Origin of the sequence: Actinophytocola xinjiangensis (assembly GCF_001921215.1) — a bacterium.
Lineage (GTDB): Bacteria > Actinomycetota > Actinomycetes > Mycobacteriales > Pseudonocardiaceae > Actinophytocola > Actinophytocola xinjiangensis.
The window spans coordinates 46,893-69,983 of record NZ_MSIF01000019.1 but is presented as its reverse complement, the minus strand read 5'-3'; the positions used below and the strand labels follow the sequence as shown (position 1 = coordinate 69,983).

The following is a 23,091-nucleotide window of genomic DNA, read 5'->3' as shown; positions in this document are numbered from 1 at the left end:
CGGGTACGGGCCGTCACGTCCAGGGAACCGTCATCCGCGGTGGCCAGCCTGGGCGGCATGAGCGACACGATCGAGGCCACCGGCCTCACCAAACGCTACGGCGACCGGCTCGCCGTCGACGGGCTGACGTTCACCGTCGAGCCCGGCCGGGTCACGGGTTTCCTCGGGCCGAACGGGGCCGGCAAGTCCACCACCATGCGCCTGGTGTTGGGGCTCGACGCCCCCACCGCCGGGACGGTCACGGTGTGCGGGCGGCGGTATCCGGACCTGCCGCGCCCGCTGCACACGGTCGGCGCGCTGCTCGACGCGCACGCCGTCCACCCCGGGCGCACGGCCGTGAGCCATCTGCTCGCGCTCGCGCAGACCGCGGGTCTGGGACGCGGCCGGGTCGAGGAGGTGCTCGGTCTGGTCGGGCTGGCAAACGTGGCCGGCCGGCGGGTCGGCACGTTCTCCCTCGGGATGGCGCAGCGGCTCGGGATCGCGGGCGCGTTGCTGGGTGACCCGCCGGTGCTGATGTTCGACGAGCCGGTGAACGGGCTGGATCCGGAGGGCATCCGCTGGGTGCGCACCTTCATGCGGGGTCTCGCGGCCGAGGGCCGCACGGTGCTGGTGTCCAGCCATCTGATGAGCGAGATGGCGTTGACCGCCCACCATCTGCTGGTGATCGGCCGGGGGCGGCTCATCGCCGACACCGGTATCGACGAGTTCCTGCGTGAGCACGGCGACGAGGCGGTCCTGGTGCGGGCCGGCGAGCAGGACCGCCTCGCGCGGGTGTTGCGCCGCACCGGCGCCGAGCTTTCTGCCCACGACGACGGGCTGCTCGTGCGGGGGCTGACCGCCGGCGACGTCGGCAAGCTCGCCGCCGGCGAGGGCATCGCGCTGGAGGAGCTGTCCGCGCGGCGGCGTTCGCTGGAGGACGTGTTCATGGCCCTCACGGGCGATGCCGTTGAGTACGGGGTGGAGTACGGGGTGGGCGCGTGAACCTGCTCCGTTCCGAATGGACCAAGTTCCGTGGGCTGCGGTCCACCTGGATCACGGCCACGGTGACCGTGCTGGCCGCGGTCGGGGTCGGGTTGCTGGCCGCCAGCGGGCAGGCCCGCCAGTACACGCCGGACACCGAGGACTGGGATCCGACGGCGGTCAGCCTCACCAGCCTGTTCGTCGGGCAGCTGGCGATCGGTGTGCTGGGGGTGCTGGCGATGAGCGGCGAGTACGCGACCGGGCAGATCCAGCCGTCGGTGGTCGCGGTGCCCCGGCGGGGGCGGCTGCTCGCGGCGAAGGCGGGCGTGTTCGCGGTGGTCGCTCTGGTGATCGGGCAGGTCATCGGCTTCGTGTCGTTCTTCGGCGGGCAGGCGTTGATCGCGGCGGCGGGCGTGCCGCACGCGTCGATCGGCGAGCCCGGGGTGGTGCGGGCGGTGCTCGGCTGCGGGCTGTACCTGGCGGTGCTGGGGCTGATCGGGTTGGGGTTGGCGACCGCGCTGCGCTCGACGGCCGGGGCGATCGGCACGCTGGTCGGGATCACGTTGCTGGTGCGGGCGGTGTCCCGGGCGCTGCCCGAGTCGTGGGCGGAGTGGATGGAGCGGTACTGGCCGACGGCGGCGGGCGAGCGCATCACCCACGTGCTGACACCGGCCGGTGTGCTGACGCCGTGGGCGGGGTTCGCGATCCTGTGTGCGTTCGGCGCGGTCGTCGGGGTCGCCGGGTACACGCTGCTGCGCGTGCGGGACACCTGACGTGGCTGCGGGCGTCGTGGGGTCCTGGCAGAGTCGGCGGACATGAACCTGCTCGTGGTGGAGGACGACCCGACGTTGCGGGAGCTGCTGGCGGCGAGCCTGCGGTTCGCCGGGTTCGCGGTGTCCACCACCGCGAGCGGCACCGAGGCGGTGCTGCTGGCCGCGACCCGCCGGCCGGACCTGATCGTCCTGGACGTGATGCTGCCCGACATCGACGGGTTCGACGTGCTGGCGCGGCTGCGCGCCGGGGACTCGCCGGGCCGGGACGTGCCGGTGCTGTTCCTGACGGCGCGGGACACCGGCGAGGACAAGGTCGCGGGGCTCACCGGGGGCGGCGACGACTACGTGACCAAGCCGTTCCGGTTGGAGGAGCTGATCGCCCGGATCCGGGCGATCCTGCGCCGCACCACGCGTTCGGCGCGGGAGGTGCTGGTCGTCGGTGACCTTGAGCTGGATCCGGTGGCGCGGCTGGTGACCCGGGGCGGGGAGCCGGTGTCGTTGTCCCCCACCGAGTTCACGCTGTTGCGGTTCCTCATGGAGAACCCCGACCGGGTGCTGGAGCGCGCCCGGATCCTGCACCACGTGTGGCGTTACGACTTCGGCGGTGACGCGAGCATCGTCGAGTCCTACATCAGCTACCTGCGGCGCAAGGTGGACAACCGGGAGCCTCGGCTGATCCACACCGTGCGGGGTGTCGGGTACGTGCTGCGGGGGCCGCGGTGAGGCGGCTGTCGCTGCGTTCCCGTGTGCTGGCGATCGCGATGACGCTGCTCGTGGCGGGTCTGGCGGTGAGCGACGCGGTGATGCTGGTCGCGTTGCGCGGGCCGCTGGTGGAGCGGGTGGACACGCAGGTGGCGTTGGCCGCGAACGTGCTCGCGGCGGTGCCGGAGTCGTTGGTCGAGCGGGTGGGCGCCACCGCCCCGCCCAGCCGGGGGGTGGCGCCGGCCGGCGACATCTATCTCGCCTATCTCACCCCGTCGGGGCGGGTTTCCCTGTCCCTGCACGGCGAGCGGGCCCCCGCACTGCCCGATTTGGACAGTGCGGGGGTCGCCGCGCTGGACGGCCGGTCGTTCGAGGTGCCGGGGTGGCGGGTGTTGGCGCTGCCGCGCCGCTCGGGTGAGGGCAGTGTGGTGGTGGCCGGCGCGTTGTCCCAGGTGGACGACACGGTGAACCGGGTGCTGCTGCTGGGTGTGCTGGTCGGCGGCGGGCTGCTGGTGGTCCTGGCCGGGGTCGGCTGGGTGTGGGTGCGGGCGGGCCTGACCCCGTTGCGGCGCATCGAGGAGACCGCCGCGGCGATCGCCGGCGGTGACCTGTCGCGACGGGTGCCGGCGGCGGGGTCACCGGCCACGGAGGTCGGCCGGTTGACCGCGGCGCTCAACGGGATGCTCGCGCAGATCGAGTCGGCCGTCGCGGCGCGGGCCCGTTCGGAGGAGCGGCTGCGCCGGTTCGTCGCCGACGCCAGCCACGAGCTGCGCACGCCGCTGGCCGGGATCAGCGGGTTCACCCAGCTGTACCGGATGGGCGGCGCGGAGATCGAGGCGACCATGGACCGCATCGAGCGGGAGTCCCGCCGGCTCAATGACCTGGTCGACGACCTGTTGCTGCTGGCCCAGGTCGACGACCACGGCCTGGTCCTGCGCCGCGCCCCGATGGACCTGCGCACGTTGGCCGCCGACGCCCTGCACGACGCCCGCGCCCTGGACCCGTCCCGCGAGGTGACCCTGACCGGCCCGGGCGGCGGGGAGCCCGGGCCCGCCCCGGTCGAGGGTGACGAGGCGCGGCTGCGTCAGGTGGTGTCGAACCTGGTCGGCAACGCGGTCGCGCACACCCCGGCCGGTTCGCCGTTGCGGATCGGGGTCGGGAAGGCCGGCGGCGCCGCGATCCTGGAGATCGCCGACTCGGGTCCCGGTCTGCCGCCCGACCAGGCGCGTCAGGTGTTCGACCGGTTCTACCGCGCCGACACCAGCCGTGCCCGCGACCACGGTGGCGGCGCCGGTCTGGGTCTGGCGATCGTGTGGTCGCTGGTGACCGCGCACGGCGGCACGGTCGAGCTGGTGACGGCGCCGGGCGAGGGCGCGACGTTCCGGGTGGTGCTCGACGCTCAGGGGTGAGTCCAGCGCTCGGACTTCCACGGGACCCAGGTGGGGCCGGCGAACCGGACGAGGGCGCCGTCGACCTTTCTCGGGGGGACGGGGCTCGGTCCCAGGTCGTACAGGAAGATCCGTTCCCCGTCCCGGGCGCGGGTCACGTACAGCGCGTAGGTGTGGTCGAGGTCCGGGGTCCGGTGCACCGTGACGCGCTCGATGTCGTCCCAGGACAGCGACAACGGTGGTTCGTCGAAGCGTTCGATCCCGGCGGGGCCGATCCGCAGGCGCCGGTCCGTCGCCGGGTTCGATGGTCCGCGTCTGATCCGGAGAACCACCACGACGGGGAGGTGGACGAGCAGGGAGAGGCCCGCCAGTGCCCCGCCCACGATGTACAGCGGCACCCAGCCGGTGAGCAGGGCGGGCAGCAGGAGTATCGCCCCGCCCAGCAGCATCGTCGCGCCGAGCACGACGTGTGCGAGGTCGGCGACCACCCTGTCCCGGTCGACCCTCGCCGTCTCCAGCAGGTACCGCGAACCGGTGGGGTGGGGCGGGGCGAGGTGGCGCAGCAGGGTGGTGTGGCGGAACTGGTACACCCCGCCGTCCTGACGCAGCAGTCCCCGGTCGCGGGCTCCGTCGAGGAACCGCAGGGTTCGCCAGGGCAACCGGCCGGTCATCGCGAGGATGGTCCGCAGCAGTGTCCAGCGGCCCCACGGGGAGGACAGGAACACGCCCTCGACGACGGTGGTGGCGACGACGACGGCCACGGTGGCCCGGGGCAGGTGGTCCAGGACGCGCGCCGCGACCGGGAGGAACAGGACCGCGAGGACGGCCGAATCCACCACGAGCGCGCGGACCAGGAACACCTGACGCTCGTGGCGCATCAGCACGCGGGGGCTGGTCACGCCCGAGTCGGCCCGCGCGTGGAGCACGGCTGTGGCGGGCAACGCGACGAGGCACACCGCCACGGCGGGCAGTGCCGACGGGGCGGTCAGTCCGACGACGACCAGCACGGTCAGGGCGAGCACCCCCCAGGCGGTGGCCGTCCGCCGGCCCCCGGTGGTCCGCGCCCACCGGCCGGCCGCGCGGGCACGGTCTCGCAGGCTCGCGCCGGTGGCGGTCCAGGAGACGTGCGCGACCCCGACCAGCAGCAGGAACAGGTAGTTCGCCAGGCCCCACACGGACAGGAAGGCCAGCGCCGTCGCCATGGCCCGCGAGATCGTCGCCACCGGCGACGGCTCGCCGGTCCACAGCGACAGGCCCACGGCAACGGGCAGTTGCAGGGCGATCAGCCACAGCACCGGCCAGACCGCGACGCGCCGGTCGACCTCCCGCCAGTTGATCTCCGGGGTGCTCGCGCCACAGACGCGGGTGGCGAGTAACGTCAGCCAGCGCCGGGCCTGGTCGGGGCGCCACCGGGGACGGTCGCCGGGACGGTCGCGGTACACGGCGGGGATCAGCCCGGCGACCAGAGCCTCGGTGACACGGTCGGCCGGGCCGGTGTCGGCGAGGGCGATCAGGTCTGCCGGGTCGGTGTCGGGCCGGTCGTGCACGGTTCGGGCCAGCCACACGGCCCAGGGAGTGGACAGGGCGCGCGCCAGCGGACCGTCCAGGTCGGCGGCGAGCCGGTCGAGCACCGGTGTCCAGGCGGGCAGGCGTTGCGGTTTCACGGTCCGCCACAGGTACGCGGCGACCGTGTCGGACGACAGGGGATCGGCCTCGATCACGGCGGCCGACCCGATGGGGCCGGCCTGCCGCACCGCCTCGGCATAGTCGACGGTGCGGCAGGTCAGGATCAGCTGGGCGTCGGGTCCCAGCGTGCCGTTGATCTCCTCCAGGGCCTGGGCCTGCCACCGCCGGTCCACCTCGTCCAGGCCGTCGAGCACGGGCAGCACCCGCCGTTGGGAGACCAACTCCGGGAGTTCGTCGGCCAGCGCGGGATGCTGGGCGGTCAGGCGCGTGGTGATCCACTCGGGCAGGCGCTGGCGGGTCGGGTCCCACCCGGCCAGCCCCACCACGACGGGGACCGGGTCGCCCGTTCGCCGTTCCTGGATCAGCCGCAGGGTCAGCAGGGTCGCGAACGTGGTCTTGCCGGCGCCGGCCGGGCCGAGCACGACCAGACGCGGCCGGGGCAGTCGCCGGAAGGCTGCGGCGAGGTGGGCCGGGTCGTTACCGGAGACCTGGCCCTGGATGTTCTCGTGGTGGTCGGCCAGGTCCGCGGGTCCGTCCCGCCAGTGCACCGGCAGCGGCGTGGGCCGGAACAGTCCCTGGTCGGTGGCCTCGCGTGTCAGTCGCTCGTCGGTGGCCCTGGCCAGCCGCTGCGGCGCGCTGTCGGCGTCCGGCGGCGGCAACGAGAAGGTGACGGTGTTGTTGACGCCGTCCCGGTCCGAGGGCGGCTCGCTCACGGTTCCAGTATGGCTGACCGGTGCCCATCGCGTTGCGGTTCAACGGTTGTCGCCGATCAGGGCGAGGAACTGGTCGTGCAGGTGGCCGTTGGTGACCAGGACCGTGCCGTCGCCGGACAGGACGGGCCGCCCGGTGGTGTCGGTGACCCGGCCGCCGGCCTGGTCGACCAGCAGCGGGAGGCAGGCGAGGTCCTCGTAGGCCAGGCCGGTGGCGAGGATCGCGTCGGCGCGGCCGGTGAGCAGGCGTTGGACGGAGTGCACGCCGTCGCGCGGGCGGCACTGCCGGTGCAGGGCGGTGATCAGGGTCGTCGGCCAGGCGGCGAGGCCGTGGACGCAGACCACGGCGCCGGCGAGGTCGGTGCGGGTGCTCACGGCGGCGGGTGATGCCGGGAGTCGCTGGTCGCCGGTGAGCAGCCAGGCGCCCAGGCCCCGGCCGGCGGCGGTGACCAGGTCGCTGGCCGGCAGGGCGGTGACGGCGATGGCCGGGCCGTGGGCGTCCTCCAGGGCCAGGTCCACCGAGTAGAGCGGCACCCGGTGGAGGAAGTCGTGGGTGCCGCTGATCGGGTCGATGATCCAGCGGCGGCCCGAGGTTCCGGTGTGCGGTGGGCGTTCCTCGCCGGTGACGCCGTCGTGCGGGTGGTGGCGGCGCAGGTGCTCGCGGAGGTGGTCCTCGACGGCGAGGTCGGTGGGGGTCGCCACGCTGCCGTCGGGTTTGTGGTGGACCTCGCGGGTGCTGGCGTGGAACGCGTCGGCGGCCAGGCGGGCGGCGTCGCGGACCAGGCCGATGGCCTGGTCGAGTTCGTCGGCGGAGGCGGGTGGGGTCATGGCGGCCATCGTCGGGCCGAGGGCGTCCGGACGTCATTGATGTAGCGTTGTGCTACATGATCGAGTTCGTGTTGCGCGAGGCGGACCTGGTGGGTGTGCGGTTCGCGATCTCGCCGCTCAACGAGCTCACGCTGAGCCTGCGGGTACTGCGCGACCCCGGCCGGTACCCACTGCACCTGCCGTGGAGCCGCCGGCTGGCCGACCTGCGCCCGGAACTGGACCTGGGTGTGCTCGGCGCGCTGATCAACCCGCGCGGCTGGACCCCGGACTTCCTCAGCCCCCGCCCGGACACCCCGTTCACCCGCCTCGACGACGAGTTCGACCGGATCCTGGCCACCCCGCCGCGCGTCGTGCGGCGGGACCTGACCGCCATCCACGGCACACCGCCCGCCGTGGCGGACGGGCGGCGGGCACCCGAGCGCATCGTGGCGGCGCTGCGCGGCTACTGGGAGGCGGCGCTCTCGCCGCACTGGGAGCGGATGCGGTCGGTGTTGGAGGGCGACGTGGTGCACCGGGGCCGGGTGCTGGCCCAGGCCGGGCTGGGCGCGATGCTCGACGGCCTGTCCGAACGGGTGTCCTTCCAATCGCCGGTGCTGCGGGTGCGCATCCACGGTGCGCCGCCGCGCCGGGTGGACGTCGCCGGCAGTGGGATGACGTTGCTGCCCAGCCTGTTCGCGCTGCACACGGCGGTGCCGGTGGACCCGGCGGGGCCGCCGCTGCTGATCTACGCCGCGCGGGGCACCGGCACCCTGTGGGAGACCCACCGTCCGCGTTCGGCCGCCGCGCTGGCCGGGGTGCTCGGCCAGGTACGGGCGGACCTGCTCGACGCCCTGGGCGAGCCGGCGTCCTCGACCGAACTCGCGCGCCGCACGGGCGTGACGACCTCGGCGGTCAACCAGCACCTGCGGGCGCTGCGCGCCGCCGGGCTGCTCGTCGCGCACCGCCACGGCCGGCACGTGCTCTACGGGCGCAGCGAACTCGGCGAGGCGCTGCGGCTCGCGGCCGCCCGGTGAGGCGGATCGATGTCATGCTGATCCTCGTTCCCTGCGCGCCCGCAGCGACGGCAGAACGGGGTGGTTCGCGATGTCCGAATCCGTCAACGCCGATTCCAGCGAAACCGAGTCCAGCAGCGCCGATTCCGTGGGTGCCGAATCGGTCGGTGCCGTCAGAACGCGGGAGGAACGGCGCGTTCTCGCGAGCACGCTCGCCGGCACCACCATCGAGTGGTACGACTTCTTCATCTACGCCCAGGCCGCGAGCGTGGTCTTCGCCCCGCTGTTCTTCTCGCCGCTGAGCGAGCAGTCCGCCGGGCTGTCCGAGCTGGTCTCGCTGGCCACGATCGGGATCAGCTTCCTGTTCCGCCCGCTGGGCGCGGTCGTCGCCGGGCAGTTGGGCGACCGGTTGGGCCGCAAGCGGATGCTCGTGCTGACGTTGCTGCTGATGGGCGGTGCGACGACGCTGATCGGTCTGCTGCCCACGCACGCCGATCTCGGTGTCGCTGCGCCGGTCCTGCTGATCCTGCTGCGGATCGTGCAGGGTTTCTCGGCCGGCGGCGAGTGGGGCGGGGCGGCGTTGATGGCCGTCGAGCACGCCCCGACGCGGCGGCGTGGCCTGTTCGGCGCCTACCCGCAGATCGGTGTGCCGATCGGGCTGATCCTGGCCAGCGGCGTGCTGTGGCTGGTCAGCTCGACCACCACCGAGGACCAGTTCCTGTCGTGGGGGTGGCGGATCCCGTTCCTGTTCTCGGTCGTGCTGATCGTCGGCGGGTACGTCATCCGGCGCATCGTGGAGGAGAGCCCGGTCTTCCGGGAGATGCTGGAGCGCCGGGCGCACTCCTCGGCCCCGCTGCGGGACCTGTTCCGCTCGCACACCCGCAACGTGGTGCTCACCGCGCTGATCTTCGTGGCGAACAACGCCGCCGGCTACCTGCTCATCGCCTACTTCATCGGCTACGGCACGTCGCTGGGCCTGACCCGGCCCAGTGTTCTGGCGGCCACGATCGCCGGCGCCGTGGTGTGGCTGGTGTGCACGCTGTGGGCGGGGTCGCTGTCGGACCGGATCGGCCGTGTGCGGACCTTCCAGATCGGCTACGCGGCGCTGTTCGTGTGGATGATCCCGATGTTCCTGCTGATGGAGACCGGCCAGCTGGCGTTGTTCGTGGTGGCGGTGGTGGTGCTCTCGTTCGGGCTCGGCCTGTCCTACGGTCCGATGTCGGCGATGTACGCCGAGATGTTCCCGCCGCAGGTCCGCTACTCGGGGGTGTCGATCGGCTATGCCCTGGGCGCGATCCTGGGTGGCGCGTTCGCCCCGGCGATCGCGCAGGCGCTGGTGGGCTGGACCGGGACGGCGGTCGCGGTCGGCGGCTACATCATGGTGTTGTCGGTGGTGTCGCTGGTGGCGGTGTCGCTGGTCCGTGAGCCGCGCGGGACCGAGTTGGGGACGCGGTGACCGCTCAGGCGATCAGGTCGGACAGTTGGGTGTGGGCGAACGTGCCGGTGGCGGCGTCGAACAGGTAGACCCGGGCGGCGGCGACGTCGACGTACATCCCGGTCAGGCGCAGCGCGCCGCGTTTCTCGGCCTGGGCGACCTGCGGGTGGCGGCGCAGGTTGTCCAGTTGCTGGAGCACGTTGTGCAGCGCGAGCCGGTCCTGCGGGGTGTCGGGTTCGGTCCCGTCGAGGGTGACCGGTGGCCGGTCGCGTTGGCGCAGGGTGCTGGGTTCGCCGTGGCGCAGCCAGTGCGCCAGCAACGGCATCTCGTCCGGCATCTCGACGGGCGTGTCGGCCGGGGTCTGTTCGCGCAGGGCGGCCATCGCCCCGCACGCGGAGTGCCCGCACACCACGATCTCCCGCACGCCCAGGCCGGTGACGGCGTAGTCGATGGACGCGCCGACGGAGGTGTCGTGGTCGGTGGGCACGAGGTTGCCGACGTTGCGGACGGTGAACAGGTCGCCGCCGGTCAGCGGGTCGGGCAGGGCGCGGGCGTCGGAGCAGGTGAGCAGCAGGGTGCGGGGCCGGGCATCGGGGTGAGGGGCGGACAGTTCGGTGCGCTGGTCGGGGACCTCGACGCCACTGCCCAGGGTGCTGTCCAGGGTGCTGTCCTGGGCCATCCAGTCCGACCAGGGCGCGAGCCAGCGCGGCAGGGCCGGTCGGGCGTGGTGGCGGCGGATGGTCGGGGTGTCGGTCTTGCCCTTGGCGAACCAGGGGTGGCCGATCTCGTCGACGCGGACCCGGCCGCCGCCGCGTTCGTGGGCGTGCTGCCAGTTGGACAGGCAGTCGAACGCGGCGTGGTCGAGGTAGTCGACGACCAGCGCGACGGTCACCGTGCTGCCCGGCGGCAGCGAGGTGAGCACGGCGGAGAGCCGGGGGACGGACAGGAACGTCAGCGCGCCCTCGATCACCACGCGCCGCCGGTCGCCGTCGCCCTCGGCGTGGATGCCCGACCACATCGTGCGCCGCAGGGTGAGCGCGAGCGAGCAGGCGATGCCGGCCAGCACGCCGGTGAGCAGGTCGACGGCGACCACGCCGACGAGGGTGACCAGCAGCAGCCACAGGTTGCCGTGTTTGCGGATCTCCTTGACCTCTTTGAGGTTCACGAGTTTCGCGCCGATGTAGACGAGCAGCCCGGCGAGGGCGGCGAGCGGGATGGCGCCGATCAGGCCGGCCAGTGCCACGGTGAACAGCAGCACCCACACGCCGTGCAGGATCGCCGAGGCCCGGGTGCGGGCGCCGGCGGCGACGTTGGCGGAGCTGCGCACGATGACGCCGGTGACCGGTAGGCCGCCGAGCGAGCCGGAGGTCATGTTGGCCACGCCCTGGCCGACCAGTTCGCGGTTGAGGTTGGCGCGTGGCCCGTCGTGCAGCCGGTCGACGGCCACGGCCGAGAGCAGGGTCTCGACGCTGGCGATGAGCGCGACGGTGAGCACGGCGAGACCGAGGTCGAACCAGCCGCCGTCGGGCAGCCGGGCGACGAGGCCGATGTCGAGGATGTCCTCGGGCAGGGTCACCCGGTCCACCGACAGGCCGGTGACGGTGGCCAGCACGGTGACCGAGGCGATGGCGGCCAGTGGGCCGGGCACCCGGCGCAGGGTGGCGGGCAGCCGGCCCCAGCCCAGGAGGATGCCGATCGTCAGCAGGCCGAGCATGGCGGCGGCGTCGTGGTGGGCGGCGATCTGTTCTGGCAGGCCCAGCAGGTTCTCCACCGCTGAGCTGTTGGCCTCGCCGCCGAGGACGACGTGCAGTTGGCCGAGCACGATCGTGACGCCGATGCCGGCGAGCATGCCGTGCACGATGGCCGGGGTGATGGCCAGGGCGGCGCGCGCGATCCCGCTGAGTCCGAACAGGATCTGCAGCAGTCCGGCGGCGACGGTGATGCCGCAGGTGGCGGCCCAGCCGTAGCGGGTGATGGTTTCGGCCAGTACCAGTGTCAGGCCGGCGGCTGGGCCGCTGACCTGCAGCGGTGCCCCGCCGAGCGCGCCCACGACGATGCCGCCGATGACGGCGGCGATCAGTCCGGCGACGATCGGTGCCCCGGACGCGAGCGCGATCCCGAGTGACAGCGGGACGGCGACCAGGAACACCACGAGCGACGCGGACAGGTCGTGACCGAGGGTCGTTCCGCGTAGACCGGCCCACCGCGCCATGGCGCTCCCTTCTCGGTGTGGTCGATACCTCCTATGAGACAGGAAGACGCCCGAGAATGTCCGCAGTGGATTTAAGATTCCCCCCATCGGGTTCGCGGTCACGCTCCACCGCTGTCGCATGGGAAACAACCGTTGTATATCCCCGAATAGAGTGGATTCGTTCACCTACCCCCGCGCACTGACCGTGACGACATCAGGGTGTCGTCCGGGGAGCGGCGGGGGTGAGCCAGTCGAGAACCCGTTGTTGGCCCTCGCGCCAGTGGGTTTCCAGCAGTTCCGCGGCGCGGTCGGTCTCGCGGGCCTCGAGGGCGGCCAGGATGTCCCGGTGCTGCTGGTCGGCGTGCTCGCGGGTGGGGACCTCGCGCAGGTGGGCGAGTTCGTAGCGGGAGAGGTTGACCCGCAGTTGGCCGATCATGGCGTGCAGGTGTTCGTTCCCGCTGGCGGCGACGATCGTGGCGTGCCACCGGGTGTCGAGTTTCCAGCGGCGGATGGGGTCCTGGCAGCGTTCCAGTTCGGTGAGCGTGCCGCGCAGTGCCTTCACGGTCGGTTTCGGGACCGGGATGGCGGTGCGGACGGCCAGCGCCTCCAGGCCGGCCAGGATCGGGTACAGCTCCTCGACCTCGCGGCGGACCAGCGGCCGGATGGTGAAGCCTCGGGCCAGGGCCGAGCGCAGGACCCCTTCGGCCTCCAGACGCAGCAGTGCCTCGCGGATCGGGGTGCGGGAGACGTCGAGGGCGCGGCTGAGGCTGGCCTCGGTGAGCGCGGCGCCCGGCGGGTACTCCCCGGAGGAGATGAGCTCGACGAGCCTGGCGTGGACGGCGTCGCGCAGGGGTTCGGCGCGGGCGATGGGTTCCTGGAGACCGGGTGGGCGCGAGGTCCGCGTCGGTTCGGGCTTGCGCACAGGCACCGAAGAATCGTATACGATGTGCGGGTGTCGAGTCGTCTTCAGGTCGAGTCCGTCGAGCGGGCCGCCGCGCTGATCGACCCGGTCTTCCGCAACACGCCGCAGTTCACCGACTCGTCGCTGTCGCGGCGGATCGGACGCGAGCTGATCGTGAAGCTGGAGACGTGCAACCCGATCCGGTCGTTCAAGGGCCGGGGCGCGGACTACTTCCTGCGCGCGGTGGACCCGGACCGGGAGGTGGTGTGCGCCTCGGCCGGCAACTTCGGCCAGGCCATCGCCTACGCGGCCCGCGCGCGGGCCATCGGCGTGACGGTGTTCTGCGCGCACAACGCCAACCCGGTCAAGGTCGCCCGGATGCGGGAGCTCGGCGCGACCGTGCGGTCGGCCGGGGCGGACTTCGACGCGGCGAAGTCGGCCGCCCGCGCCCACGCCGCCGAGCACGCCGGGCGACTGTTCGTGGAGGACGGTGCCGAGCCGAGGATCGCCGAGGGCGCCGGCACCATCGCCGTGGAGCTCGCGGCGGCCGGGCCGGCGGTGGTGCTGGTGCCGGTCGGCAACGGCGCCCTGGTCAACGGCATCGGCTGCTGGACCCGCGCCCACGCGCCCTCGACCAGGATCGTCGGCGTGTGCGCGACCGGCGCACCGGCGATGGCCCGCAGTTGGCGCGACGGCACCCCGGTCGCCACCGCGACGGCCGAGACCATCGCCGACGGTGTCGCGGTGCGGGTGCCCGTACCGGAGGCGGTGGAGGCCATGCGCGACTACGTCGACGACGTGGTGCTCGTCGGCGAGGACGATCTCCGTGCGGCGCTGCGGATCGCCCGGGACACGCTGGGTCTGATCCTGGAACCCGCCGGGGCACTGGGGATCGCGGCGGCGATGCGCTATGACGGTGACCGTGGCCTCGCGACCGCGACGATCGTGACCGGCAGCAACTTCTCCGAGGAGCTGCTCGCGGAGCTGGTGTCCGCGTGAACGCGTCGAGGCCGCGCCGGTCACGTCGTTGGGCGTGACCGGCGCACCGTGAGGGAAGTCAGTTGTAGGACACGGAGAAGTTGTTCGTCACGAAGTCCATCCCCCCGCTGGACGAGGTGATCTCGTACCCGAACTGCACGTAGCCCACGGTGACGTCACCGAACCAGCCCCGCCCCCGGATCCAGTCGAGCACCGCCTTGACGTCGACCGTCCCCGACGAGGCGTTCCCCTGCCGCAGGAACGAGAACACCTCGAAGGACCCGTTCATCCCCCGGTACACGTCCCACCCGTGCCCACCGACGGAGACACTGGTCTGGTAGGAGCCGATGGGCCCGACCGGCCCGGTCCGGTTGACCCACAACATGATCTCGTAGGCGTTGTTGTTGGCCCAGATGTCGTAGGTGCTCGCATAGGCGCCGCCGCCGGGAACCCGCGTACTGAAGCTGCTGGACAGTGAGTTCAGCGAACTGAGCTGCCGGTTCACGTAGCGGGTGGCGTTGGGGTAGGACTTGACCCCGCCGGTGTTGGGGTGGTTGGCGTGGCGAGACCCCGCCTATCCCCAACCAGGATGCAACCGACCGCGAACACCGCCAGCATCCGGATGTCCCAACTCGTCAAGCACATCAGCGGCCCGCAACCACACCCCCCGGGCCTCGTCAACCTCCCCCACAGCCCCCAGGGAATCCCCAAGATGGGTCAGCGTGGTGGCCTCGAAATATCTCTCGCCCGACTCCCGCCACAGTTCCAAGGCCTTTCCGAAGCACCGAACGGCTTCCCCGTACTCCCCCAGATGATGATGCGCGAACCCGACACTGTCCCAGGCATGGGCCTGCCAGTACACATTTCCGGAAGCCTGCTGCAGCCCCAGTGCGCGCCGACAGTTGACCAACGCGCTCGCATGGTCCCCCAACTGGATCTGGTACCACCCGATGTTGTTCAGCGCGTTCGCCTGCCCTGACACAAGCCCAGCCACCGAGAACCTCTCGAACGCCCCCTGGGCGAACCCCAACGCCTCCGCGTACTCGCCCTGCTGCTCGGCCAGAATCCCCAGGTTCAGCACCGTCCGGGCGGCCCCCACCTGGTCTCCCAGCTCGTCGTACAACGCCAGCGCCACCCGCAGGTGCTCCCCCGCCTCCGGATACTGCTTGCGCCGCAGGCACGCCACCGCCCAGTTCCGGCGCGCCCGCGCCTGGGCGTCCCGGTGCCCCAACCGCACCCCGGCCGCCACCGCGATCTCCTGAACCCGCCCCTGTTCGGCCCACGCCCCGATCCGGTCGAGGTAGGTCGTCATCGACCAGGCGAGCTGCCAGGCGTGCGTGTCGAACCCGCCGGCCGCCAGTTCGATCCCGTCGAGCAGCACCTGGTGTTCGGCGCTGAGCCACGCCCAGGCCTGCTCCCGCCCCCCGAACGACGGCACCGACACCCCCTCGGCGATGGGCGGCAGGGTGATGGCGTCCCGGTGGGGGTAGAGGACCAGGTCCGCGTGGTGCACGGCCTGCAGGTAATGGTCGAGCATCCGGCCAAGGGCGGCGTCGCGGTCGACGGATTCCTCCCCCAACTCCGCGGCATAGGCCCGGAGCAGGTCGTGCATGACGAACCGCCCGGGGGACGGTTCGGACACGAGATTCGCGTGGGACAGCACCGCCAACTGTCGTTGTGTTTCGGCCAGGGTCTGACCGGACAGGCTGGCGGCGGCGTGCACACCGAAACCGCCGCCGGGATGTAGTCCGAGAAGACGAAAGAGTCGCGCCGGTCCGGCGTCCAGTTTTCGACATGACCAGGAGAACACGAATCGCAGATCCATCGCCGGGTCGGCTCCGGCGAAACCGTCCAGCCGGGCGTTGTCGAGTTCCTCGGCCAGATGTTCCAGCGGAAAGGCCGGAAAGGTCTGGGCTCTGGCGGCCACGACGGCCAGTGCCAGGGGAAGACCGGCTGAGGCGCTGACGATCCGTGCTACCGCGTCCGGTTCCTGGGCGACCCGACGGGTTCCCAGCCGCAGTGACAGCAGGTCCCACGCCTCCGGCCCGGACAGCAGGTCCAGGGCGATCGGACGGGCCCCTTCGACCGCCACCAACCCCGTGAGGCGCTGGCGGCTGGTGACGAGAACGAGACAACCGGGCGAGCCGGGCAGCAACGGCCGAACCTGGTCGGCGTCCCGCGCGTTGTCCAACAGAACCAGGATCCGGCGGCCGATCAACAGGCTGCGGTAGAGACCAGTCTGGGCCGCGAGTCCGGTGGGGATGCGCTCGACCGGAACACCGAGTGTCTCCAGGAACCCGCGCAGCGCGTCGACGGGATCGACCTGGGCGGGCACCGAGTCGAAACCCCGAAGGTTCACGTAGAGCTGCCCGTCCGGGAACTGGTCGGCGACCCGGTGGGCCCAGTGAACGGCGAAGGTCGTCTTCCCCACGCCGGCGGTGCCGCTCACGGCGGCGATGACGATCCCGGTGGCGGTCCCCGTGGTGATCAGGTCGGTGAGCCCGGCCAGCTGCTCCAGCCGGCCGGCGAAATGTGGTGTGGGCGCGGGAAGTTGGTGCGGCACGACCCCCGTGTCCGGGTCCTGGTGGCGGGTGCTTGCCTGCCGGCGGCGAACCTCGTTCTGGGCGGCGACGGTGAGTCGGTCGGTGGTGCGTTGGGCGTCGATGGACGACAGCAGCTCCCAGTGGGCGGTGTCCCACCGGGCCAGGTCGGCCAGGTCGTCGGGGACCGGGTGGCCGGTGTGTTCGGCGTGGGCAAGGCACGCGCGGACGAACGCGACGACGAAGTCCCACTCGGGCAACGACTTCGCGTTGAGTTTGTCGCTGACGGTGGATCGGGCCAGCGGCTGGCCGATCGTCGCCGAGGTCGAGGTGATCTGGTTGAGCGACGGCGCCCCCGCGCACCCGCGCAACCGGTGGAGTTCGCCGACGAACGCGTCCAGCGCCCGCCGGGAGTCCTGCGTCATGCGGTACCCCCTGCTGTCCGGGTTCCGGAAGGCGCCGGACAGCCATGTGGCATTCCTAGCATGGCCGCATGATTTCCAGGAACAGCACGGCTTCCAGCCGGCGTGACCTGCTTCGGGGGATGGTCGCGTGCGGTGTGGCAACGGCACTGCCGGTCGGGTTGGCCTCGACGGCCTCAGCGGCGGTGTCCTCGGAGAAAATGACTTCGGAGAAGGGGGCGGCGGCCGCGGTGCCGTCACTGGCCGGTTTTCATCTCGGTGGTGACGGTCGGCTGTACGCGGCGGGGCCGAGCACGCTCGGCCGGGCCGGTGCGGCGGTGATCGGGGCGCCGGGCGGTGGGGTGGCCACGGTACGCCGCTCCGACGGGCTCGTCGCGGTGTTCACGGTCGGCACCCACGGTGGTCTGGTCGCGGGGTTCACCAGCGCCGCCGGGTCGGGCCTGAGTTTCGTGTGGCACCCGCAGGGTGGGGTGGCGCCGCCGGGTGGCCGGATCGCGGCGGTGGAGGGGCTGACCGGCACGCACGTGTTCCTCACGGGCGTGAACGGCGCGGTCTACCACGCCATGTACTCGCGGTCGGGTGCGTTGGGGTTGCCGCTGGCGCCGGTGACGCCGACGGGTTCGGTGCCGCAGACGACGTCGCTGGCCGCGTTCGCGGTGGGTGACCGGTTCGGGGTGGTGTTCGTCGGCGGGGACCGGGCGGTGCGGGTCGCGGTGGGCCGGATCGGGTCGGGGCCGGCGGGGCCGATCCCGATCTGGACGACGACCGCGGCGACCCAGCCGAATGTGGCGCCGCTGGGGTCGCCGGTGGCGGCCGCGTCGGGGACCGGGGGTGCGGCGACGTTCTTCACCGGTGTCGACGGGCGGGTGTGGCGGATCCCGGTGGCCGGGGTGACGCCGCAGCAGCCGGTGGCGTTGTCCGGGCCGGGGACGGTGCCGGTGGGGGCGCAGCTGGCGGCGACGATGGCACCGACCGGTGAGTTCGTGGTGACCTACGCGGGCGCGGACGGGGCGATCCGGGCGGCGACCGACGCGTTCACCCCGCTGCCGGATCCGTGGGTGATCGCCCCGCCGGGCGCGCACGCCCCTGGCGGCCCGCTGGGGTTGACCTACGGCGGCGACGACTACCTCTACCTCGGCTGGTGTGGGCTCGACCGCTGGTTCTGGTTGATCTGGTGGTGGTTGCACCGCAGGTTCCCGCCGCCGCCTCCCCCACCTCCGGACCCGTATCACGACCTGTTCGGAATCCCGTCGGTGTTGCCCATGCGCACGAACTTCGCGGTGGGCGTGACGCTGACCCAACCCCAGTAAAGGAGACAGATCATGCGTTTTCGTGTTCTCGTTCCGCTGGTTGTCGCCGTCGCCGGACTGACCGTCGCGGGTGCGCCGGCGCAGGCCGAGGAGGGCTCCGCGCCGGGTGGCGCCGTGGAGGGCAAGGTCAGTCACTGCATCGGGAACGTGACGACCCCGAAGGCCGAGGTGCGGTGTTTCGACAGCTTCACCGAGGCGATCTCGACGGCGACCGGCGGGCGGGTCGCCGACGCCCCCGCCGACGCGGGGAAGGCGGCCACGAACAAGGCTTTCGAGGCCGAGCTGAGATCGTTGTCGAAGGCGGCCGCCGAGCCGGGTGTCCAGGTGCAGAACGTCCTGGAGATCGACTACGACTACCACTTCTTCGGCACCGACACGTTCACCTGGTGGGTGGAGAACGACAGCTGCTGGGGCAACCCGATCGGCGCGGTCAAGTGGCAGGTGTGGAACCTGGACGACTACGGCTGGAACGACCGGATCAACGCCTACGGCAACCACAACTTCTGCTACTCGGCGCATTTCGAGCACGCCGGCTTCCAGGGATTGGCGATGGGCTGGGACACCGGTAGCGGTGGAATGGGCTCGCTGGACGGAGAGGCCAGCTCGATCCAGTGGTCCTGATTCGTTGACGTCGGCCTGCGGTGGCCTTGTGCGGTGGCCTTCGGGCCGCCGCACAAGGCTTTTCTGATCGAAGCGGCGATGCCGTCGGGTGTGGCCGGTTACTGTCTTTCGGCATGCGGTTCGTCACGACTGTGGGGATCATTCCCGGCCTGATCGCGTACGCGTTCGTCGACGACGCCGTCACGGCGGCGATCCTGATCTGGGTGAGCGCGGCGGCCACACTCAGTGGCGCGTTCGCCGACCAGAACGAGATCATGCCGCGGCTGCGCAGCTCGTCCTGGTACTACCAGGACGAGAACGGCATGGACACCGAACTGCGGCCCGACGCGGTGTCGCTGTTCCGGGGGGCGTGGGTGGTCGCGGCGGTGCTGCTCGGCATCCTCGGCTATGTCGAGGTGGCGTGAACGCCCGTCGGGCGGGAGGTGCGGGCACCCCCAGCGCCCGCAACCCCACCGCCGAGCTGCCCTGGGGCAAGGATGGTGGTGGGGCGTGGTTGGGACGTGGTCAAAACGTCGCTGTCGCGCTGTGTCGTTGATCAGTTCCGTTGGGTCAGTGCCCGGTGGAGGGCGTGGGGGGTGAGTGGGGTGGCGGTGATCCGGTCGGCGATCTCCGGGAGGGCGGCGGCGACGGCGTTGCCGATGGCGGCCGGGGAGCTGATGGTGCCGGATTCGCCGACTCCTTTGGTGCCGCCGGGGGTCAGTGACGGTGTCCGCTGGTGGACGATGGTGATGTCGGGGGCTTCGCGGGCGGTGGGCAGGTCGTAGCCGGCGGCGGGTTGGCCTTCGGGGGTGTAGACGACCTGTTCGTAGAGGGCCATGCCGATGCCCTGGACGACCGCGCCGCGGATCTGGCCCTCGACGATCGCCGGGTTGACCAGGACACCGGCGTCGTTGACGACCCAGTAGCCCTCGATCTCGACGTCGCCGGTGTCGGGGTCGACGGCGACCGCGGCGGCGTGGGCGGCCGAGGAGTACAGGTAGGCGGGCGGGTCGTAGGTGGCCTGTTCCTCCAGGCCGGGGGTGGTGCCCTCGGGCAGGTCCCAGCCGCGCCAGGCGGCGGCGGCGAGGTCGGCGAGGCTGACCTCGGCGCCGGGCACGCCGTGCACGCGCACGACGCCGTCGGTGATCTCCAGGTCGGCGGTGGCGACCTCGAGGCGGTGGGCGGCGATGGTGAGCAGTTTGTCGCGCAGGGCGGTCGCGGCGTGGATGAGGGCGCCGCCGCCGACGGGCAGGGAGCGGCTGGCGATGGAGCCGATGGGTGAGTAGGGGGTGCTGGCGGTGTCGCCGAGGACGACCCGCACCTGGTCGAGGGGGACGCCGAGTTCGTCGGCGGCCAGTTGCGCGAGGGTGGTCTCCAGGCCCTGTCCCATCCCGGCGAGTCCGGTGTGGACGATGACGGAGGCGTCGGGTTCCATGCGGACGACGGCTTTCTCGAAGCCTCCGGTGCCCAGCCCTTCGGCTTTCATGGCCATGGAGGGGCCCATGCCGGTCATCTCGACGTGGCAGGCGTACCCGGTGCCGCGCCGCCGGCCGTCGACCCGGCTGTCGCTCTGGCTGGTGACCTGGCTGGTGACCTGGTCGCGCAGGGTGCGCAGGCCGGTGGCGTAGTCGCCGGTGTCGTACTCGGGTCCCATGGCCGTGCGGTAGGGCAGGTCGTGGGGGTCGAGCATGTTGCGCAGCCGCAGGTCGACGGGGTCGATGCCGAGGCGGCGGGCGGCCTCGTCGATGAGCCGTTCGCGGGTCCAGGTGATTTCCGGTTGGCCGTAGCCGCGGTAGGAGCCGGTGGGGGCGGTGGTGGTGACGACCGCGCGGACCCGCGCGCCGACGGCGTCGAACCGGTAGGGGCCGGTGGCCATCATCGCCGACACGGCCAGCGGCCCGGCGCCGACGTTGGAGGGGTGGGCGCCGAGGTCGCCGATGATGTCGCAGTACAGGGCGACGAACCGGCCGTCGCGGTCGAGGGTGAGGCGGCCGTGGTGGGCTGCGTCGCGGGCGTGCAGGGTGGCGGCCAGGTGGTCGCCGGGGGCCTCGTCCCAGCGGACCGGGCGCCGCAGCCGCAGCGCGGCGAGGCAGACCAGGACGTCGTCGGGGTAAGCGTGTTCCTTGGCGCCGAACCCGCCGCCGACGTCGCAGCCCACGACCCGCACCGCGCTCACGGCCAGTCCCAGCGCCGCCGCCAGTTGGTCTCGGACGGCGTGCGGTGCCTGGGAGGCGGTCCGCACGGTGAGGGTCTGGCCGTCGTAGTCGGCCACGACGCCGCGCGGTTCGATAGGCCGGGGTGCGACCCGCGCGAGCCGAAACGTCAGGTCGACGACGTGTTCGGCGTCGGCGGTGGCCGCGTCGGCGTCCCCCAGGGGGAAGTCGATCCCCACGTTGGTGCCCCAGTCGGGGTACAGCAGCGGGGCGTCGGTGTCCATCGCCGCTTCCACCCCGACCACCGGCCGCAACGGCTCGATGTTCACCCCGACCAGCGCCCCGGCGTCGTTCGCGGCGGCGGCGGTCTCGGCGACCACCACGGCCACCGGCTGCCCGACGTAACGCACGGTGTCGTCCAACGCCCGATAGTGGGTCGGCCGGTCGGGTCCGAGTCCGGAGCACGGCAGTTCGACCGTGCGCGCGTGCTCGACGGTGATGATGTCCAGCACCGCGTCCAGGGCCCGCGCGTCGTCGAGGTCGTAGCCGACGATCCGCCCGTGCGCGACGGTGCTGCGCACCACCACGGCGTGCGCGGCGTCGGCGACGCGGGTTCCCCCGACGAACCGCCCCCGCCCGGCGATCAGCCGCGCGTCCTCCCGCCGCGGGGCCGGCGCCCCGACGTACCTGCGTTTCCCGGTCGACATGTTCTCGGTCGGCATCAGCGTTTCCACCCCACGTCCGTCGGGATCGTCCACCTCCAGTAGACGCCGACAGACCCCTCGTTGGCGACTTCACGTCCGTGGGGTGTCCGTGCGGTGTCGCTGGTCGGTGGGTGAGAGGCCGTAGGCGGCGCGGAAGGCGCGGGTGAACACCGAATGCCGGGAGAAGCCCCACCGTTGGGCGATGGCATGCACGGGCAGGGTGTGGTCGGTGAGGTCGTGGCGGGCGCGTTCGAGGCGTTGGCGGCGGACCCAGGCCATGACCGACAGGCCGTCGAGGTCGAACAGGTGGTGCAGGTGGCGCAGCGAGATGTGGTGGGCGGCGGCGATGGTGGCGGGGTCGAGGTCGGGGTCGCGCAGGTGCTGTTCGATGAAGGCCCGCACGCGCAGGGTCAGGACGCGGCGGGTGTCGGCGGGTGGGGGCTGGTCGGTGTCGAGGGTGTGGGCGATCAGCGCCGACACCAGGTCGGTGGCCACCGCGCCCAGGCGGGGGCCTTCGGCGGCGCGGCAGGTGCCGGACTCGCGGGCCAGGCGGGTGAGGTAGCCGGCGAGCAGCGCGCCGATGCCGGTGCGCCCGGACAGGGGGTGTCCGATGAGCTGGTCGGCCTTGTCCCGGGGCAGCAGGGCGGCGGGGAGGTCGAGGGACAGTTTCGCGAACGCGCGTTGGCCGCCGTCGACGTGGACGGTGTGCGGGTGTGAGGAGCTGCGCAGGACGAGGTCGTAGCGTCGGTAGGTGAACTCGCCGTCGCCGCTGGACAGGTGTGCGGTGCCGTGCAGGACGAGGGTGAGGTTGTAGCTGTCGGGGTCGGATTCCCGGATGAGGGCCGGTGTTCTGCGCAGAACACCGGTCTGGAACAGTCCGTGGATGACGGCGATGTCACCGAGGCGCAGTTTGGTGATCCGGGCGCGGTAGTCGGGGTCGTGGACGCTGGCGACGGCGACCGGGGCGACGGTTGTTCTGTTCCATTCCCGCCAGCTGTCGAACCTGTCCTCGGTCGGTAACTCCTCGGATCGGAAAACTGGTTCCATCATGGGGGCTCCCGCGATATCCGGTGGTCGCGGGGCAGCCTCCCAGAACGCGGTTACCGAACGGCTAATCCACGGCTAATCGTGGCGAGGCGGCCGTGTTCGCCTCGCCACGACCAGGCCGTGGCGGCTAGTCGACCCCGGAGCAGTCGACCGGGCCGTCCACGTTGTAGTTGCGCACCTGCACGACGGTGCGCGGGCCGATCTGCGAGCCGTCCAGCGTCTGGTAGACGCCGAGGCTGAAGCAGTGTTTCTCGGCCATGTTCCAGGGTTGGCCGTCGCTGGCGTCCTTCGAGTTGCAGCTGTTGCCGCTGCCGTTGCCGTCGGACAGGTAGTACTCGTGGACGTCGGGGTCCTTGGTCTGGTTCCAGACCGACACCCGCACCCCGAGGTCGTTGGCGTACACGTCGCACACGGTCATGCGGTCACCGTCGGGGTAGAAATCCGCGTAGCCGACACCGCAGCCGGCTGGCACGCACACCCGTATTCCGGCGGCGTTGGGCGTCACCGACACCAGTGCGGACCGCGCGGCGGTTTCCGCCGGTGCACTGGTTTCCGCCTGGGCGGGGGACATCATGGACAGGGAGAAAGCGGACGCCAGTAACGTGAGTATCAGCGCGATTCTTTTCATGTTTTCCTCTCATGCCGTGCCGTACCGCGAGTCTGCCGGGATGTTCACGGTGCCGCCTTGACACCGGACGCACGTTTCCTTGACATTCCGTCCGCCGCGCCGACACCTGCCCTGACCTGGGGCCATAGCTCATGAGCGGGGAA

19 protein-coding genes and 1 pseudogene are annotated in these 23,091 nt (G+C 72.0%); 11 read left to right on the top strand and 9 right to left on the bottom strand.

The window, feature by feature from the left end; all coding sequences use genetic code 11:
- The first annotated feature begins 57 nt into the window (after positions 1–57).
- From BLA60_RS30015 to BLA60_RS30000, 4 genes are read left to right on the top strand one after another with little or no spacing between them, the layout of a single operon-like run.
- Positions 58–981, top strand: coding sequence for an ABC transporter ATP-binding protein (locus BLA60_RS30015; RefSeq protein ID WP_075136473.1), 924 nt, complete (start codon positions 58–60; stop codon positions 979–981).
- On the top strand, positions 978–1,733 hold the full coding sequence (locus tag BLA60_RS30010; protein WP_075136391.1) for an ABC transporter permease: 756 nt from the start codon (positions 978–980) through the stop codon (positions 1,731–1,733). Before BLA60_RS30015 ends, BLA60_RS30010 begins: the two co-directional genes overlap by 4 nt.
- Positions 1,734–1,775: 42 nt before the next feature.
- Positions 1,776–2,456, top strand: coding sequence for a response regulator transcription factor (locus BLA60_RS30005; RefSeq protein WP_075136390.1), 681 nt, complete (start codon positions 1,776–1,778; stop codon positions 2,454–2,456).
- Positions 2,453–3,844 carry a sensor histidine kinase gene (locus tag BLA60_RS30000; RefSeq protein ID WP_211288897.1) on the top strand — a complete coding sequence of 464 codons (1,392 nt, stop codon included), beginning with the start codon at positions 2,453–2,455 and terminating at the stop codon, positions 3,842–3,844. The genes BLA60_RS30005 and BLA60_RS30000 overlap by 4 nt, the downstream gene beginning before the upstream one ends.
- On the opposite strand, the gene BLA60_RS29995 is transcribed toward BLA60_RS30000, so the two are convergent.
- Both BLA60_RS29995 and BLA60_RS29990 read right to left on the bottom strand, forming a co-directional pair.
- The gene (locus BLA60_RS29995) at positions 3,835–6,222 is read right to left on the bottom strand and encodes an NACHT domain-containing protein (protein WP_075136389.1); all 2,388 of its coding nucleotides are present in this window, start codon (positions 6,220–6,222) and stop codon (positions 3,835–3,837) included. The two genes, BLA60_RS30000 and BLA60_RS29995, sit on opposite strands and share 10 nt — an antisense overlap.
- 39 nt (positions 6,223–6,261) lie before the next feature.
- Positions 6,262–7,047 (bottom strand): inositol monophosphatase family protein, encoded by a 786-nt coding sequence (locus tag BLA60_RS29990; protein WP_084735392.1) that lies wholly within the window; start codon positions 7,045–7,047, stop codon positions 6,262–6,264.
- A gap of 56 nt (positions 7,048–7,103) precedes the next feature.
- On the opposite strand from BLA60_RS29990, the gene BLA60_RS29985 reads away from it, so the two are divergent.
- A complete protein-coding gene (locus tag BLA60_RS29985; protein ID WP_075136387.1) occupies positions 7,104–8,060 on the top strand; it encodes an ArsR/SmtB family transcription factor in 957 nt (318 codons plus the stop codon).
- 70 nt (positions 8,061–8,130) lie between these two features.
- On the top strand, positions 8,131–9,495 hold the full coding sequence (locus BLA60_RS29980; RefSeq protein WP_084735390.1) for an MFS transporter: 1,365 nt from the start codon (positions 8,131–8,133) through the stop codon (positions 9,493–9,495).
- A 4-nt stretch (positions 9,496–9,499) separates the two neighbouring features.
- Here the strand turns inward: BLA60_RS29980 and BLA60_RS29975 are convergent, their stop codons facing one another.
- Positions 9,500–11,686 (bottom strand): SulP family inorganic anion transporter, encoded by a 2,187-nt coding sequence (locus tag BLA60_RS29975; protein ID WP_075136386.1) that lies wholly within the window; start codon positions 11,684–11,686, stop codon positions 9,500–9,502.
- 193 nt (positions 11,687–11,879) lie between these two features.
- Entirely contained in the window at positions 11,880–12,593 is a 714-nt protein-coding gene (locus BLA60_RS29970; protein ID WP_211288896.1) for a GntR family transcriptional regulator, read from the bottom strand.
- A 24-nt stretch (positions 12,594–12,617) separates the two neighbouring features.
- On the opposite strand from BLA60_RS29970, the gene BLA60_RS29965 reads away from it, so the two are divergent.
- Positions 12,618–13,565 carry a threonine ammonia-lyase gene (locus BLA60_RS29965; protein ID WP_075136470.1) on the top strand — a complete coding sequence of 316 codons (948 nt, stop codon included), beginning with the start codon at positions 12,618–12,620 and terminating at the stop codon, positions 13,563–13,565.
- Between the two features lie 58 nt (positions 13,566–13,623).
- Here BLA60_RS29965 and BLA60_RS29960 read toward each other — a convergent pair.
- Together BLA60_RS29960 and BLA60_RS29955 are read right to left on the bottom strand one after the other, a co-directional pair.
- Positions 13,624–14,094: pseudogene (locus BLA60_RS29960) on the bottom strand (GH12 family glycosyl hydrolase domain-containing protein); the annotation flags it as partial.
- A gap of 24 nt (positions 14,095–14,118) precedes the next feature.
- A complete protein-coding gene (locus BLA60_RS29955; RefSeq protein WP_075136383.1) occupies positions 14,119–16,509 on the bottom strand; it encodes an ATP-binding protein in 2,391 nt (796 codons plus the stop codon).
- A gap of 197 nt (positions 16,510–16,706) precedes the next feature.
- Between BLA60_RS29955 and BLA60_RS29950 the strand changes: the two genes are divergently transcribed.
- The 3 genes from BLA60_RS29950 to BLA60_RS29940 all read left to right on the top strand — a co-directional run bounded on the left by BLA60_RS29950 (position 16,707) and on the right by BLA60_RS29940 (position 18,841).
- Positions 16,707–17,816 (top strand): hypothetical protein, encoded by a 1,110-nt coding sequence (locus BLA60_RS29950; protein WP_075136382.1) that lies wholly within the window; start codon positions 16,707–16,709, stop codon positions 17,814–17,816.
- A 12-nt stretch (positions 17,817–17,828) separates the two neighbouring features.
- Positions 17,829–18,437, top strand: coding sequence for a hypothetical protein (locus BLA60_RS29945; RefSeq protein WP_075136381.1), 609 nt, complete (start codon positions 17,829–17,831; stop codon positions 18,435–18,437).
- Positions 18,438–18,550: 113 nt separating this feature from the next.
- Positions 18,551–18,841 (top strand): hypothetical protein, encoded by a 291-nt coding sequence (locus BLA60_RS29940; protein WP_075136380.1) that lies wholly within the window; start codon positions 18,551–18,553, stop codon positions 18,839–18,841.
- 131 nt (positions 18,842–18,972) lie between these two features.
- Here the strand turns inward: BLA60_RS29940 and BLA60_RS29935 are convergent, their stop codons facing one another.
- From BLA60_RS29935 to BLA60_RS29925, 3 genes are all read right to left on the bottom strand, one after another.
- Positions 18,973–21,291 (bottom strand): xanthine dehydrogenase family protein molybdopterin-binding subunit, encoded by a 2,319-nt coding sequence (locus BLA60_RS29935; protein WP_211288895.1) that lies wholly within the window; start codon positions 21,289–21,291, stop codon positions 18,973–18,975.
- A gap of 72 nt (positions 21,292–21,363) precedes the next feature.
- On the bottom strand, positions 21,364–22,323 hold the full coding sequence (locus BLA60_RS29930; RefSeq protein WP_075136379.1) for a helix-turn-helix domain-containing protein: 960 nt from the start codon (positions 22,321–22,323) through the stop codon (positions 21,364–21,366).
- A 124-nt stretch (positions 22,324–22,447) separates the two neighbouring features.
- A complete protein-coding gene (locus BLA60_RS29925) occupies positions 22,448–22,825 on the bottom strand; it encodes a hypothetical protein (protein ID WP_154814716.1) in 378 nt (125 codons plus the stop codon).
- On the opposite strand from BLA60_RS29925, the gene BLA60_RS43745 reads away from it, so the two are divergent.
- Positions 22,815–23,009, top strand: coding sequence for a hypothetical protein (locus BLA60_RS43745; RefSeq protein ID WP_154814715.1), 195 nt, complete (start codon positions 22,815–22,817; stop codon positions 23,007–23,009). The two genes, BLA60_RS29925 and BLA60_RS43745, sit on opposite strands and share 11 nt — an antisense overlap.
- The last annotated feature ends 82 nt before the right edge of the window (positions 23,010–23,091 follow it).